The organism is Streptomyces sp. NBC_01283, from assembly GCF_041435335.1.
In the GTDB taxonomy this organism is placed as follows: Bacteria; Actinomycetota; Actinomycetes; order Streptomycetales; family Streptomycetaceae; genus Streptomyces.
In genome coordinates, this window is sequence record NZ_CP108430.1 from 7095001 (window position 1) to 7110233 (window position 15233).

A 15233-nucleotide genomic window follows, 5' to 3' on the forward strand; every position below is an offset into this window, starting at 1 on the left:
GTAACAAGGTAGCCGTACCGGAAGGTGCGGCTGGATCACCTCCTTTCTAAGGAGCACTTCTCACCAACTTCGGTTGGTCAGAGGCCAGTTCATCAGCGAACGTCTGATGCTGGTTGCTCATGGGTGGAACGTTGACTATTCGGCACAGTTGGCCTGCTCGGGCCGCAAGTACTGTCCTTCGGGGCGTGGAACGCGATACGGGTGGGATGACTGGGTCGGGCACGCTGTTGGGTATCTGAGGGTATGGCCGTATGGCTGCCTTCACTGCCGACCCCGGTGTAAGTCTGCTTCGGCGGGCTGTGACGGGTGGTTGGTCGTTGTTTGAGAACTGCACAGTGGACGCGAGCATCTGTGGCCAAGTTTTTAAGGGCGCACGGTGGATGCCTTGGCACCAGGAACCGATGAAGGACGTGGGAGGCCACGATAGTCCCCGGGGAGTCGTCAACCAGGCTTTGATCCGGGGGTTTCCGAATGGGGAAACCCGGCAGTCGTCATGGGCTGTCACCCGCTGCTGAACACATAGGCAGTGTGGAGGGAACGCGGGGAAGTGAAACATCTCAGTACCCGCAGGAAGAGAAAACAACCGTGATTCCGGGAGTAGTGGCGAGCGAAACCGGATGAGGCCAAACCGTATACGTGTGAGACCCGGCAGGGGTTGCGTGTGCGGGGTTGTGGGATCTCTCTTTCACAGTCTGCCGGCTGTGAGACGAGTCAGAAACCGTTGATGTAGGCGAAGGACATGCGAAAGGTCCGGCGTAGAGGGTAAGACCCCCGTAGTCGAAACATCAGCGGCTCGTTTGAGAGACACCCAAGTAGCACGGGGCCCGAGAAATCCCGTGTGAATCTGGCGGGACCACCCGTTAAGCCTAAATATTCCCTGGTGACCGATAGCGGATAGTACCGTGAGGGAATGGTGAAAAGTACCGCGGGAGCGGAGTGAAATAGTACCTGAAACCGTGTGCCTACAAGCCGTGGGAGCGTCGCGCAAGGAACTTGTTCCTTGCGTCGTGACTGCGTGCCTTTTGAAGAATGAGCCTGCGAGTTTGCGGTGCGTTGCGAGGTTAACCCGTGTGGGGAAGCCGTAGCGAAAGCGAGTCCGAATAGGGCGATTCAGTAGCGCGCTCAAGACCCGAAGCGGAGTGATCTAGCCATGGGCAGGTTGAAGCGGCTGTAAGAGGTCGTGGAGGACCGAACCCACCAGGGTTGAAAACCTGGGGGATGACCTGTGGTTAGGGGTGAAAGGCCAATCAAACTCCGTGATAGCTGGTTCTCCCCGAAATGCATTTAGGTGCAGCGTCGTGTGTTTCTTGCCGGAGGTAGAGCACTGGATAGGCGATGGGCCCTACCGGGTTACTGACCTTAGCCAAACTCCGAATGCCGGTAAGTGAGAGCACGGCAGTGAGACTGTGGGGGATAAGCTCCATGGTCGAGAGGGAAACAGCCCAGAGCATCGACTAAGGCCCCTAAGCGTACGCTAAGTGGGAAAGGATGTGGAGTCGCAGAGACAACCAGGAGGTTGGCTTAGAAGCAGCCACCCTTGAAAGAGTGCGTAATAGCTCACTGGTCAAGTGATTCCGCGCCGACAATGTAGCGGGGCTCAAGCGTACCGCCGAAGTCGTGTCATTGCAGCAATAGGGCCAACGCCTGCTGTGATGGGTAGGGGAGCGTCGTGTGCCGGGTGAAGCTGCAGCGGAAGCTAGTGGTGGACGGTTCACGAGTGAGAATGCAGGCATGAGTAGCGATACATACGTGAGAAACGTGTGCGCCGATTGACTAAGGGTTCCTGGGTCAAGCTGATCTGCCCAGGGTAAGTCGGGACCTAAGGCGAGGCCGACAGGCGTAGTCGATGGATAACCGGTTGATATTCCGGTACCCGCTGTGAAGCGTCAAACATCGAGCCCATTGATGCTAAGGCCGTGAAGCCGTCCTGGAGCCTTCGGGCAAAGGGAAGTGGTGGAGCCGCCGGTCCAAGGTGGTAGTAGGTGAGTGATGGGGTGACGCAGGAAGGTAGTCCAGCCCGGGCGGTGGTAGTCCCGGGGTAAGGGTGTAGGGCGTGTGATAGGTAAATCCGTCACGCATTAAGCCTGAGACCTGATGCCGAGCCGATTGTGGTGAAGTGGATGATCCTATGCTGTCGAGAAAAGCCTCTAGCGAGTTTCATGGCGGCCCGTACCCTAAACCGACTCAGGTGGTCAGGTAGAGAATACCGAGGCGTTCGGGTGAACTATGGTTAAGGAACTCGGCAAAATGCCCCCGTAACTTCGGGAGAAGGGGGGCCATCACCGGTGATCGGATTTACTCCGTGAGCTGGGGGTGGCCGCAGAGACCAGCGAGAAGCGACTGTTTACTAAAAACACAGGTCCGTGCGAAGCCGTAAGGCGATGTATACGGACTGACGCCTGCCCGGTGCTGGAACGTTAAGGGGACCGGTTAGTGCACTTTCGGGTGTGCGAAGCTGAGAACTTAAGCGCCAGTAAACGGCGGTGGTAACTATAACCATCCTAAGGTAGCGAAATTCCTTGTCGGGTAAGTTCCGACCTGCACGAATGGCGTAACGACTTCTCGACTGTCTCAACCATAGGCCCGGTGAAATTGCACTACGAGTAAAGATGCTCGTTTCGCGCAGCAGGACGGAAAGACCCCGGGACCTTTACTACAGTTTGATATTGGTGTTCGGTTCGGCTTGTGTAGGATAGGTGGGAGACTTTGAAGCGGGCACGCCAGTGTTCGTGGAGTCAACGTTGAAATACCACTCTGGTCGTGCTGGATGTCTAACCTGGGTCCGTGATCCGGATCAGGGACAGTGTCTGATGGGTAGTTTAACTGGGGCGGTTGCCTCCCAAAGAGTAACGGAGGCGCCCAAAGGTTCCCTCAGCCTGGTTGGTAATCAGGTGTTGAGTGTAAGTGCACAAGGGAGCTTGACTGTGAGACCGACGGGTCGAGCAGGGACGAAAGTCGGGACTAGTGATCCGGCGGTGGCTTGTGGAAGCGCCGTCGCTCAACGGATAAAAGGTACCCCGGGGATAACAGGCTGATCTTCCCCAAGAGTCCATATCGACGGGATGGTTTGGCACCTCGATGTCGGCTCGTCGCATCCTGGGGCTGGAGTCGGTCCCAAGGGTTGGGCTGTTCGCCCATTAAAGCGGTACGCGAGCTGGGTTTAGAACGTCGTGAGACAGTTCGGTCCCTATCCGCTGTGCGCGTAGGAATATTGAGAAGGGCTGTCCCTAGTACGAGAGGACCGGGACGGACGAACCTCTGGTGTGCCAGTTGTCCTGCCAAGGGCATGGCTGGTTGGCTACGTTCGGAAAGGATAACCGCTGAAAGCATCTAAGCGGGAAGCCTGCTTCGAGATGAGTATTCCCACCCCCTTTGAGGGGTTAAGGCTCCCAGTAGACGACTGGGTTGATAGGCCAGATCTGGAAGCCCGGTAACGGGTGGAGGTGACTGGTACTAATAGGCCGAGGGCTTGTCCTCAGTTGCTCGCGTCCACTGTGTTGGTTCTGAAACAACGAACAGTTGTGTCGGCTGAACAGTTACACCACTTAATTGAAGAGTGTGCTTGTTCGCTGCCCTGTTTGAGATCCCGCTTTTGCGGCGGGATATTTCATAGGGTTTCGGTGGTCATAGCATGAGGGAAACGCCCGGTTACATTCCGAACCCGGAAGCTAAGCCTCATAGCGCCGATGGTACTGCAGGGGGGACCCTGTGGGAGAGTAGGACGCCGCCGAACAATCTTTGGAGGACCCTTGGTCCCAGCGTCCACGCTGGGACCAAGGGTCCTTTTTTGTTTTGTCGAAGCGCGCCGGCTACCCGGCTGCGCGAGAATGACTGCGGTACCGAAGACTAGGAGTCACCGATGTCCACCAACTCTCCCGACGAGCGACCGGAGCGCGGGCAGCGCAGCCGGGACGGTGGCGACCGGGGCGGAAACCGTGGCGGCGCACCGCGTCGCGACAACGACCGCAGCGGTGGCGGGCGTCCTCCGTTCCGCCGCGACGACCGCCCCACCTCCGGTGGTCCCCGACGCGACGACCGCGACCGGGGTGCCCCTCGTCGTGACGACCGTGGTGGCAGCGGTGACCGTGGCGGCTTCCGCCGTGATGACAATCGTGGCGGCGGCGGTGACCGTGGTGGTTTCCGACGTGACGACAACCGGGGCGGCAGCGGTGACCGCGGTGGATTCCGTCGCGATGACAACCGTGGCGGCGGCAGTGGCGGCGGCTTCCGTGGGCGTGACGACCGTGATGGTGGCGGGCGTCCTCCGTTCCGTCGTGACGACCGCTCGACCTCCGGCGCACCGCGTCGCGACGACCGCCGCGACGGCGATCGTCCCGCTTTCCGTCGTGACGACCGCTCCACTTCCGGCGCCCCGCGCCGCGACGACCGTGGTGGCGACCGTCCCCCGTTCCGCCGTGACGACCGTCGGGATGACCGGCGTGATGACCGCGGCGGTGACCGTGGCGGTTTCCGCCGGGACGACAACCGTGGTGGCGGCGACCGTCCGGGGTTCCGTCGTGACGGGGATCGTCCGGCGTTCCGCCGTGACGACCGGCGTGACGACAACCGTGGTGGCAGCGGTGACCGTGGCGGCTTCCGTCGCGATGACAACCGTGCTGGCGGTGGCGGCGACCGCGGTGGTTTCCGTCGTGACGATCGCCGGGACGACCGGCGCGATGACCGGCCCCGTGGTGGCGACCGTCCCGCTTTCCAGCGCGATGACCGGCGTGACGACAACCGTGGTGGCGGCGACCGTCCTCCGTTCCGTCGTGACGACCGTCGGGATGACCGTGGCGGCGACCGCGGTGGATTCCGCCGTGACGACCGCGGCAACGACCGCGGCAACGACCGCGGCAACGACCGTGGTGGCGATCGCGGTGGTGACCGTGGTGGTTTCCGTCGCGATGACAACCGTGGCGGCGGCGGTGGCGGCTTCCGCGGGCGTGATGACCGCGGACCGCGGCGCGACGACCGTGGTGGGCGGCCCGGCGGGTTCCGTGGGCGCGACGACCGGCGTGACGGCGACCGCGGTGGATACCGCGGGCGTGACGACCGTGACCGCGAGCCGATCAAGCGGCTGCCGATCCCCGATGACGTCACGGGCCGCGAGATCGACAAGGACGTGCAGCAGGAGCTGCAGAGTCTTCCCAAGGGGCTCGCTGAGGACGTCGCCAGGAACCTGGTGATGGTCGCCAACCTCATCGACGACGAGCCCGAGCAGGCCTACGAGTACTCGCGGATCGCGCTGCGGCTCGCCTCGCGCGTCGCCGCCGTACGAGAGGCCGCGGGATTCGCCGCGTACGCGACCCAGAAGTACAACGAGGCGCTCGGTGAGTTCCGGGCCGCCAAGCGGATGACCGGCACGGTCGAGCTCTGGCCCGTCATGGCGGACTGCGAGCGCGGTATGGGCCGGCCCGAGAAGGCGCTGGACATGGCCGGTGCGCCCGAGGTGCAGAAACTGGACAAGCCGGGGCAGGTCGAGATGCGTCTCGTCGCCGCCGGTGCGCGGCGTGACCTGGGGCAGATCGATGCCGCCATCGTCACTCTGCAGGGCCCCGAGCTGGCATCGAACTCCGTCCAGCCGTGGACCGCGCGACTGCGGTACGCCTACGCCGACGCGCTGCTCGCGGCGGGTCGTGAGGACGAGTCGCGCGAGTGGTTCGCCAAGGTCATCGAGTCCGACAAGGACGGCAGCACCGACGCGTCGGACCGCCTGGCCGAGCTGGACGGTGTCGAGTTCGTCGATGCGCTCCATGGCGACGCGGACGCGCCGGTCGCGGAGCCCGCGGTCGTCGATGCCACCCCCGTCCACGAGGACGAGGACGAGGGCGTCGAGGAGTACTACGACGAGGACGACTTCGAGCTGGACGACGAGGGTGACGAGGACCGCAAGGCCTGAGCACTGACCTGGTAGTACGACAACGGGCGGGATCCCTGAAGGGATCCCGCCCGTTGTCGTATCCGGAAGAGGCGGATTCAGAGGCCGAGGCTGCGCAGGACCAGGCCCGATGCCGGCTTGGGGCCGAAGGACGTGGACTTGCGGGGCATCGTGACCCCCTGGCGGGCCAGGTCGCGTACGACCTCTTCGCGGACCGGGTGCATCAGGACGGCCGTGCCGCCATCACGTTCCGCCTTCTCCACGGTCGCACCGGTGTCGTGGATGTACGCGATGTGCTCCGGGGCGTCCGGGATCTGCCAGATGTGATCGAGGAGCGTGGAGTGCAGGACCGTCGCGTCCAGGGTGCGCCAGGCCTCAGGCAGGTCGGCCGGGATCGTGCGGGCCAGCAGGTCGGGGTCGGGCCGGTCTATGAGGTGGAAGGCGCCGTCACCCACGAGGAGGAACGCGTTGCCTTCGGCCGCCGCGTCGGCCAGGGCTTCGAGTGCGTGCGGCAGGGGGCCTTCGACGGTGCGTACGCGGAAGGAGTCCGCGAGGGCGGCGAGGGCGTCCGAGACCGGGAGCCGGTGCAGGTAGCGGTGGATGGAGCGGACCCGGAGCGGGTAGCGCGCGGTGTCCACCAGGAGCACCAGGCCGTACTCCCACGGGCTGGACGTCGGGTGCTCGGAGCGCAGCCGGAGATAGGTCGCCCAGCGGTGGTGGCCGTCCGCGATCAGAGCCTGGTGGCGGGCGAGATCTGACTGGATCTCGGCGAGATCGGCGGGATCGGTGACCGCCCACAGACGATGGCTGAAGCCGTCCTCCGTGGTCGTCGACAGGAGCGGCTCGTGCGTCACGGTGCGCTCGATGACGGCTGTCGCGCCGGTGGCGTCGCCGTTCGAGCGGTACGTCAGGAGCAGCGGTTCGAGATTGGCGCTCGTCGCGCGCATCAGGGCCGCGCGGTCCTCCACGACATGGGTCATGACGCCTTCGTGGGGCAGGACGATGCCTTCGTCCGCCTCGGAGAGGCGCAGTGCGCCGATGACGCCGCGCTGCAGGATGCTGCCGTCGCGCTGTTCGTAGATGTAGAGGCTCGGCTCCGGGTCGGGCGCGAGGATGCCCTGCGAGAGCCAGGTCTGCAGGGTCTCGGCTGCCTGGTGGTTGCGGGCCTCCGGTGTGGTGGCCTGCGGGAGGATCAGCCGGACGATGTTGTGCGGGTCGGCGGACTCCAGGTGGAGCAGGCCGTCGGGCCGTACGACCACGTCGTACGGCGGGGACGTCACGGCGGCAAGGCTGCCGACCTGCTCAGGGACGTAGCGCACGCCTCGGAACGGGATCAGGTCGAGGCCTTGGTCGTCGGTATGACCCGCTGTGTTCATTGCTGCATCGTATGTGTGTCAGTGGCATGAGCGATGATCGGGGGAGTGGGATCGATCGAGGAGCGATGCGTAATGAGCCAGACCGCCAGGACGCGGCCCGAAGGCAGCCGAAATGTGCTGAGCGAGGCGTATGACACGGCGCTGCTCGACCTGGACGGGGTGGTGTACGCGGGCGGTCACGCGATCGCCCACGCCGTCGAGTCGCTCGGCACGGCCCGGTCCGGCGGCATGCATCTCGCGTACGTGACGAACAACGCGCTGCGCACGCCGGACGCGGTGGCCGGGCATCTGACGGAGCTCGGCATCCCGACCGGGGCCGCGGACGTCATCACGTCCGCGCAGGCGGCGGCGCGGCTGGTGAGCGAGCAAGTCCCCGCGGGGGCGCGGGTCCTCGTGATCGGCGGGGAGGGGCTGCGGGTCGCGCTGCGGGAGCGCGGGCTGGAGCCGGTGGAGTCGGCGGACGACGATCCGGTGGCGGTCGTGCAGGGGTACGGCGGTCCCGACATGGCGTGGGGCCGTTTCGCCGAGGCCTGTTTCGCGATCGCGCGGGGGGTGCCGTGGTTCGCGTCCAACACGGATCTGACGATTCCCAGCGCGCGGGGCATCGCGCCCGGCAACGGCGCGGCGGTCGAGGTCGTACGCATCGCGACGGGCGCGGAGCCGCAGGTCGCGGGTAAGCCGCTGCCGCCGATGCACCGCGAGACGATCCTGCGGACGGGCGCCGAGCGGCCGTTGGTCGTGGGGGACCGGCTCGACACGGACATCGAGGGCGCGTTCAACGGCGAGGTGGACTCGCTGCTCGTCCTGACCGGGGTGACGGACGGCGCCCAGCTGCTGGCTGCCCCGCCCGAGCACCGGCCCACGTACGTGGACGCGGATCTGCGCGGCATGCTGACCGGCCAGCCCGAAGTGGCCCCGGTGGAGGGCGGCTTCGGCTGCGGCGGGTGGACGGCCGCGGTGCGAGGCCAGGAGTTGGTGCTGGACGGTGAGGGCGATGCCATGGACGGGCTGCGGGCGCTGTGCGCGGCGGCGTGGACGGAGGCGGGGGACGGGAAGTGCACGCTGGACGGGGAGAAGGCGTTGTCACGGCTGGGGTTGTAGCCGGAGCACGCCGTAGCTCCGACCCCGCTTGCCGGGCTCGGCTGTTCCGGCCTGGGGCCGGGGGACCCTGTGCTGAACGCCCGCCTCGTGGCGAAGCCCCGGCTGGAGGGTGGTCGGGGCCTCGGCGTGCCGTGAAGGGGTGGGGAGAGAGGTCAGGCCGTCTCGTTGCGGTCGATCAGCTCGTCCGTGGTGGTGCCCCTGCGCCAGTAGCCGGAGAACGAGATCCGCTTGCGGTCGAAGCCTCGGTCGCCGACCAAATGGCGGCGGACCGTCTTGACCGTCGCGGACTCGCCCGTGACCCAGGCGTACGGAGTGCCCGAAGGGAGCTCGGCGGCACGGATCGCCGACGGCGTCGTGTCCTGCTCCGTGAGCCAGGTGATCTCGGCGTCGGCCTTCGTGGACAGCTCCTGCTTGTCCGCCAGGTCGTGGACCTCGATCCAGACGCGGGTGGGCGTCGCCGCCGGGAGTGTCTCCAGGATGGCCGCGACCGCCGGGAGCGCCGACTCGTCGGCGGTCAGCAGGACCCAGTCGGTGTCCGGCGGGGGCCTGAAATCGTAGGCGCCGTTCTCCTCCTCGATCGGGGCGAGTACGCCGATCCGAGCGCCGGGGCGTGCGGACCGCGCCCAACGAGTGGCCGGGCCGTCGTTCGGCGAGGGAGCCGCGCCATGGACCGCGAAGTCGACGATCAGCTCGTCCGGATCCCGGCGCAGTTCACGTGTGGTGTAGGTGCGCATGATGCCCCGGACGGCGGGATCGAGGGCGAGCCAGTCGGCGTACCAGCCGGCCGCGTTCCCCTCCGAGGTGTCCGGCATGACGGGCGCGTCCTGTCCGGGGTGCGGAAGGAACACCTTGATGCGCTGGTCGCGGCCCGCGGAGCCCATCCGGGCCAGTCCTTCGCCGCCGAGGGCCACGCGGATCATGGAGGGCGTGACGTACTCGGTGCGCAGCACGTGGACGTCGAAGAAGTGGTACGGGGAGTCAGTCATCAGGTGAGCCTCTTCGACTTCTCGATGGCGGCGGCGAGTTGTTCGAGCACGGGGGCGTAACCGGCGTAGCTGTAGCGCTCCTCCATCGACCAGGGCACGGTCTGGCCGGCCTTGACGGCGGGGAGCAGCTTCCAGGTGGGTTTTTTCGCGAGATCCTTGGGCTGCAACGCGCTCGACCGGTTGTCGATCATGATGAGATCGGCGTGATATTTGTCGGCGTTCTCCCAGCTGAGGAATTCCCAGAAGCCCCAGTCGTCGCTCTTCTTGCCCTCGACGAACTCGACGCCCAGGTCCTTGAAGTAGTTGAGGTCGCAGTACGAGTCGGGCACGGCGACGTAGAACTGGTCGTCGTCGCCCGTCATCGCCAGGACCTTGAGGCCGCGGTTGGCCTTCGCGGCCTTGCGCAGGGTCCGCTCGGCCTTGTCGAAGCGGGCCTTGGCCGCCCGTACCTTCTCCGTACCGAGGTCCGCGCCCAGGGATTCGGCGAGCTCGGTGTAGCGCTTCAGCGGTTCCAGGAGCGAGGCGCGTGCGCCGTTGATACCGACGGTGGGCGCGAGCGACTCGATCTTCTTGGCGCTGTCCGCGGGCACGAACCACAGGGCGGGGGGCGGGAACATGTTGCTGATCAGCAAGTCGGGTTCAAGGGCCGCGTACTTCTCGATGCTGAACTGGTTGAAGGACTCTCCCAGGCTGGTCAGTTTGTCGACATCGAGATCGCCCGCCTGCGGGTTGGGCTTGCCGCCCACCGGCTTGGACGGGCCGAAGATGCCGGTGCACGAGACGCCGTAGTCGTGCAGGGCGGCGGCCGTGCTGACGAAGGCGACGATGTTCTTCGGGGCGTGGTCCACCTTGGCGGTCCTGCCGCGGTCGTCCTTGAAGCTCCAGGGCCCGGAGCCCGTGCGCTCCCCGGACTTCCCCGCTTTCCCGGATTTCCCGGATTTCTCCTCGCTCCCGCAGGCGCTGAGCAGGGCGCCGAGGCCGAGGGCTCCGCCGGAGGCGAGCAGGCCGCGGCGGGACATGCCCCCAGAGGTGAGGCCGGGGGTGGGCCCGGAGGCGGGGGAGCGGTGGGTGGTGGGCATCAGGCTGCCGCCTTCTTCGTGGCTTTCGCCGTGGCTTGCGTGGTGGCTTCGCGGTCGTCCTCGAAGCCGTCGTCCTCGAAGCTCCGGTCCGAGCCGCCGACCGGCGATCTTGCGCCGCCGTCCCTGCCGCCGCATGCTGTCCCGAGTCCGCCGATACCGAGGGCGCCGCCCGCGCCGAGCGCACCTCGACGGCTCGGACCTCGACGGCTCGGACCAGGAGGTATCGGGCGGCGGGCATGCATCGGTGGTGCTTCTCTCGTCGAAGTCGAGTGCGAGGGTAGGCTAACCTAACCTGGTGTTGGTCGACAGTCCCCCAGAAGCCGGCGCGGAGACCGCCCCCGCGCCACCCAACCGCCGCGCGATACGCAGCGCCGGGCTCCTCGTCTCGGTCTGTGTGCTGCTGCTCGTCGTCGTGGCGAGCATCGCGGTCGGAGCCAAACAGATGTCTCTGGACCAGGTCTGGCACGGCCTCTTCCAGGACACCGGGACGTACGGCGATGTCGTCGTCGGAGAGCGGCTCTCGCGGACGCTGCTCGGTGTGCTCGTCGGTGTGGCCCTCGGCCTCGCGGGCGCCGTCCTTCAGGCGCTGACCCGGAACCCGCTGGCCGACCCGGGACTGCTCGGCATCAACCTCGGGGCATCGGCCGCCGTCGTCACCGCGATCAGCTTCTTCGGCGTCACCTCGCTGAGCGGCTACGTGTGGTTCGCCTTCTTCGGGGCGGCAGTCGTCGGCGCCGCCGTCTACGCACTCGGCGGCACCCGCAACGCCACGCCCGTGCGGCTCGCGCTCGCCGGCACCGCGCTGAGCGCCGCGCTCTACGGCTATCTGCAGGCCGTGATGATCATGGACAACGCCGCGCTCAACAAGATGCGCTTCTGGACGGTCGGTTCGCTGGCCTCCGCCAAGAACGAGACCATCCTGCAGGTCCTGCCCTTCCTCGTGATCGGCATCGTGCTCGCCCTCGCCCTCGCGAGGCCACTGAACGCCATGGCGATGGGCGACGACACCGCCCGCGCGCTCGGCGCCCACCTGAATCGCACCCGCGCCCTGTCCATGACCGCCGCGACCCTGCTCTGCGGGGCCGCCACCGCGGCCTGCGGACCCATCGTGTTCGTCGGCCTGATGGTGCCGCACATCGTGCGCTCCTTCACCGGGCCCGACATGCGCTGGATCCTGCCGTACGCGGCGATCCTCTCGCCGGTCCTGCTGCTCGGCGCCGACGTCGTCGGACGCGTGGTCGCGCGGCCCGCGGAACTGCAGGTCGGCATCATCACCGCGTTGATCGGCGCTCCGGTCTTCATCTTTCTCGTACGACGGCGGAGGCTGGCACAGCTGTGAAGGCGATACGCACCCGGGGCGGCCTCAGCTTCCGCCTCGACGTCCGCACGGCCGTGGTCGTCGCCGTGCTCATCCTGGCCGCGCTCGTCGCGAGCGTCGTCCTGATCGGCACCGGCGACTTCCCCATCCCCGCCGCCGACGTCATCCGCACCCTGCTCGGCAACGGGGACGCCGGGCAGGAGTTCATCATCAACGACCTGCGGCTGCCGCGGGTCATCGTCGGTCTCCTCGTGGGGGCCGCGCTCGGGCTCGGCGGCGCGATCTTCCAGTCCATCTCCCGCAATCCGCTGGGCAGTCCGGACATCCTCGGCCTCGGGCAGGGGTCCACCGCGGGCGCGCTCATCATGATCGTGCTCTTCCAGGGCACCGCGGTGCAGGTCGCGGGCGGCGCGCTCGTGGGCGGTCTGGTGACCGGCTTCGCGATCTACGTGCTCGCCTGGAAGCGGGGCGTGCACGGCTTCCGGTTCGTGCTGGTCGGCATCGGCGTCTCCGCCTTCGTCACCGCGATCAACGGCTATCTGCTCACCAAGGCGGACCTCGTCGACGCCGCTCGCGCCGTCGTCTGGATGACCGGCTCGCTCAACGGCCGGGACTGGGATCAGGTCTGGCCGTTGCTCGTCCTGTGCGCGATCCTCGTACCGCTCGTCATGACGTACGCGCGTCCGCTGCGGATGCTGGAGATGGGCGACGACGTCGGGTACGCGCTCGGCGTGCCCGTCGAGCGCACCCGCATCGTCCTGATGGCCTCGGCCGTGCTGCTCACCGCTGCCGCCACCGCGGCGGCGGGACCCGTCAGCTTCGTCGCGCTCACCGCGCCGCAGCTCGCCAGGCGGCTCACCCGCTCGCCGGGGCCGAACCTGATGCCCGCGATGTTCATGGGCGCCACCCTGCTGATCGTCGCCGACTGGGCCTCGCAGCGGGCCTTCGGCGCCGACCAGCTGCCCGTCGGTGTGGTCACGGGTGTGCTCGGCGGCATCTACCTGCTGTGGCTCCTCGTCATCGAGCGAAAGGCGGGGCGGATATGAGGAAGCGCACCGCCATGGACACGAAGACCTCCGATACCTCTGAGAGCACCGACAGGCAGGAGCGTGCCGCAGTGAACCGGCTCATCGCGGACGACGTGACCCTTGGTTACGACCAGCGCGTCATCGCGGAACAGTTGTCCGTCGAGATCCCCGACAACTCCTTCACGGTGATCGTCGGCCCGAACGCCTGCGGCAAGTCCACCCTGCTGCGCGCCCTGTCGAGGATGCTCAAGCCCTCGGCGGGCCGTGTCCTGCTCGACGGGAACGTCATCCAGTCGATGCCCGCGAAGAAGGTGGCACGGACGCTCGGCCTGCTCCCGCAGTCGTCCATCGCACCCGACGGGATCACCGTCGGCGACCTGGTGGCGCGCGGCCGCTACCCCCACCAGGGGCTGCTGCGGCAGTGGTCGGGCGAGGACGAGCGGATCGTGGGCGAGTCGATGGCCTCGACCGGCGTCGCCGAACTGGCCGATCGCTATGTCGACGAACTGTCGGGCGGACAGCGCCAGCGCGTCTGGATCGCGATGGCCCTCGCCCAGCAGACCCCGCTCCTCCTCCTGGACGAGCCCACGACGTTCCTGGACATCCAGCACCAGATCGACGTGCTCGACCTCTGCGCCGACCTCCACGAGGAGCAGGGCCGCACGCTCGTCGCCGTGCTGCACGACCTCAACCACGCTGCTCGGTACGCGACCCACCTCATTGCCCTGCGCGACGGTCAGGTCATCGCCGAGGGCGCGCCGGCCGACGTGGTCACGACGGAGCTGGTGCGGGACACCTTCGGGATGGACTGCCAGATCATCGACGACCCGGAGACCGGGACGCCGCTCGTGGTGCCCGCGGCGCGGCGGGGCCGCAAGAAGCCGGTGGAAGCGGCGGGCGCGGGGGCTAGAGCAGCGACCTGAGGCGGAGCATGTCGCGCAGGCCCGCCTCCAGCTTGACCCTGCCGGAGGCCCAGGCCTTCGCGAAGTTCAGCTCGCCGTCGACCATCGCCACCAGATCGTCGCCGGACATGGCGAGCCGGATCTCGGCCTTCTCGCGAGGGGCGCCCGGGTGCGTGTCGAGCACCGTGATCCGGCCGTTCTCGAGGCGGCCCGTGAAGGTCACGTCGAGATCGGTGATGTGGCAGCTCAGCGAGCGGTTGAGCGCGGCGGCGCCGCGCACGCCGCCTTCGGCGCCCGCCAGGTTGTCCGAGAGTTTGTCCAGTGCCGTGCGGCACTCTTCGATCGTCGCCATCGTGATCGACGGTACCGCAGCGCTTCGCGGTAGCGTCGGGGCATGAGCGACTCGTTGCCGGGCCCCGAGCCCGAGCCGGTGGAGCCCGAGGTCCCTGCGGCCCCCGAGGCCTCCGAGGTCCGGGCGGAGACGTACGACCCGGTCGGGCCCGCGCCCCTCGGGGTGGAGCGTGTCCCGACCGGCGACGCGGAGGTGGACGGCCTGCTTGGGCGGCTCGGCGATGCCGACCACCTCGCCACGGACGGCCACATCGAGGTGTACGAGGATGTACACCGGGGACTGCGTGATGCGCTGACCGCGCTCGACGCACGCCCCGGGCCGCCGGCGTCCTCACCCATGGGGACGCCCGCCGCTTCGTCCCAGCACTCACCCCCGTACAACAGGAGCTGAACAGAACGTGGCAGGAGTGGCACGCCGCCGCCTCGACGCCGAGCTGGTCCGGCGCAAGCTCGCGCGCTCGCGCGAGCATGCGAGCCAGCTGATCGCCGCCGGGCGTGTGACCGTCGGCAAGAACACCGCGACGAAGCCCGCGACGCAGGTGGAGACCGCCGCAGCCATCGTGGTCGCGACCGACGGGAGCGATCCCGACTACGTCTCGCGGGGTGGCCACAAGCTGGCGGGCGCGTTCGCCGCGTTCGTGCCGCAGGGCCTGGCCGTCGAGGGGCGGCGCGCGCTCGACGCGGGCGCGTCCACCGGCGGCTTCACCGATGTGCTGCTGCGTGCTGGCGCCTCGGGCGTCGTCGCCGTGGACGTCGGGTACGGCCAGCTCGCCTGGTCGCTGCAGAGCGACGACCGGGTCACCATCAAGGACCGCACGAACGTACGGGAGTTGACGCTGGAGGCCATCGACGGGATCCCCGTCGACCTGGTCGTCGGCGACCTCTCGTTCATCCCGCTCGGCCTGGTGCTGCCCGCCCTCGCGCGGTGCGCCGCCCCCGACGCGGACCTGGTCCTGATGGTCAAGCCGCAGTTCGAGGTCGGCAAGGAGCGCCTGGGCAGCGGCGGAGTGGTGCGCAGCGCGGAACTGCGGGCCGACGCCGTGCGCGGTGTGGCCCGGCAGGCGTGGGGGCTCGGGCTCGGTGTGCGTGGCGTGACTGCGAGCCCGCTGCCCGGACCTTCCGGAAATGTCGAGTACTTTCTGTGGCTGCGTGCCGGGGCGCCCGAACTGGACCCGGCGGACGTTGACCGTGCCGTGGCGGAGGGGCCCCGTTGA

12 protein-coding genes and 3 rRNA genes (1 of these 15 running past the window's edge) are annotated in these 15233 nt (G+C 67.5%); 11 read left to right on the forward strand and 4 right to left on the reverse strand.

What is annotated here, in order from left to right:
* From OG302_RS32165 to OG302_RS32185, 5 genes are all read left to right on the forward strand, one after another.
* Positions 1-46 (forward strand): 16S ribosomal RNA (locus tag OG302_RS32165); it begins 1480 nt to the left of the window's first position.
* A 307-nt stretch (positions 47-353) separates the two neighbouring features.
* Positions 354-3477, forward strand: a 23S ribosomal RNA gene (locus tag OG302_RS32170).
* A 139-nt stretch (positions 3478-3616) separates the two neighbouring features.
* A 5S ribosomal RNA gene (rrf, locus tag OG302_RS32175) occupies positions 3617-3733 on the forward strand.
* Together the 16S, 23S and 5S rRNA genes form the textbook arrangement of a ribosomal RNA operon.
* A gap of 94 nt (positions 3734-3827) precedes the next feature.
* Entirely contained in the window at positions 3828-5186 is a 1359-nt protein-coding gene (locus OG302_RS32180) for a hypothetical protein (protein ID WP_371750403.1), read from the forward strand.
* The gene (locus tag OG302_RS32185; RefSeq protein ID WP_371750296.1) at positions 5078-5899 is read left to right on the forward strand and encodes a hypothetical protein; all 822 of its coding nucleotides are present in this window, start codon (positions 5078-5080) and stop codon (positions 5897-5899) included. The genes OG302_RS32180 and OG302_RS32185 overlap by 109 nt, the downstream gene beginning before the upstream one ends.
* A 77-nt stretch (positions 5900-5976) precedes the next feature.
* Here OG302_RS32185 and OG302_RS32190 read toward each other — a convergent pair whose 3' ends face one another.
* Positions 5977-7254 (reverse strand): DUF1015 domain-containing protein, encoded by a 1278-nt coding sequence (locus tag OG302_RS32190; RefSeq protein ID WP_371529970.1) that lies wholly within the window; start codon positions 7252-7254, stop codon positions 5977-5979.
* A 72-nt stretch (positions 7255-7326) separates the two neighbouring features.
* Between OG302_RS32190 and OG302_RS32195 the strand changes: the two genes are divergently transcribed.
* The gene (locus OG302_RS32195; RefSeq protein ID WP_371529971.1) at positions 7327-8355 is read left to right on the forward strand and encodes an HAD hydrolase-like protein; all 1029 of its coding nucleotides are present in this window, start codon (positions 7327-7329) and stop codon (positions 8353-8355) included.
* Between the two features lie 152 nt (positions 8356-8507).
* Here the strand turns inward: OG302_RS32195 and OG302_RS32200 are convergent, their stop codons facing one another.
* Both OG302_RS32200 and OG302_RS32205 read right to left on the reverse strand, forming a co-directional pair.
* Positions 8508-9341, reverse strand: a complete 834-nt coding sequence (locus tag OG302_RS32200; protein ID WP_371529972.1) for a siderophore-interacting protein — start codon at positions 9339-9341, stop codon at positions 8508-8510.
* On the reverse strand, positions 9341-10360 hold the full coding sequence (locus tag OG302_RS32205) for an ABC transporter substrate-binding protein (protein ID WP_371750297.1): 1020 nt from the start codon (positions 10358-10360) through the stop codon (positions 9341-9343). The genes OG302_RS32200 and OG302_RS32205 overlap by 1 nt, the downstream gene beginning before the upstream one ends.
* Before the next feature lie 355 nt (positions 10361-10715).
* Here OG302_RS32205 and OG302_RS32210 point away from each other — a divergent pair, with 355 nt between their 5' ends.
* The 3 genes from OG302_RS32210 to OG302_RS32220 are packed head-to-tail and all read left to right on the forward strand — an operon-like array spanning position 10716 to position 13689.
* On the forward strand, positions 10716-11759 hold the full coding sequence (locus tag OG302_RS32210; RefSeq protein WP_371529973.1) for a FecCD family ABC transporter permease: 1044 nt from the start codon (positions 10716-10718) through the stop codon (positions 11757-11759).
* Entirely contained in the window at positions 11756-12784 is a 1029-nt protein-coding gene (locus tag OG302_RS32215; protein WP_361833846.1) for an iron chelate uptake ABC transporter family permease subunit, read from the forward strand. Before OG302_RS32210 ends, OG302_RS32215 begins: the two co-directional genes overlap by 4 nt.
* A gap of 14 nt (positions 12785-12798) precedes the next feature.
* Positions 12799-13689, forward strand: a complete 891-nt coding sequence (locus OG302_RS32220) for an ABC transporter ATP-binding protein (protein ID WP_371750298.1) — start codon at positions 12799-12801, stop codon at positions 13687-13689.
* Here OG302_RS32220 and OG302_RS32225 read toward each other — a convergent pair.
* Entirely contained in the window at positions 13673-14020 is a 348-nt protein-coding gene (locus OG302_RS32225; protein WP_371529974.1) for an SCP2 sterol-binding domain-containing protein, read from the reverse strand. The two genes, OG302_RS32220 and OG302_RS32225, sit on opposite strands and share 17 nt — an antisense overlap.
* A 42-nt stretch (positions 14021-14062) precedes the next feature.
* On the opposite strand from OG302_RS32225, the gene OG302_RS32230 reads away from it, so the two are divergent.
* Positions 14063-14410 carry a hypothetical protein gene (locus OG302_RS32230; protein WP_371529975.1) on the forward strand — a complete coding sequence of 116 codons (348 nt, stop codon included), beginning with the start codon at positions 14063-14065 and terminating at the stop codon, positions 14408-14410.
* 7 nt (positions 14411-14417) lie between these two features.
* On the forward strand, positions 14418-15233 hold the full coding sequence (locus OG302_RS32235) for a TlyA family RNA methyltransferase (RefSeq protein WP_371529976.1): 816 nt from the start codon (positions 14418-14420) through the stop codon (positions 15231-15233).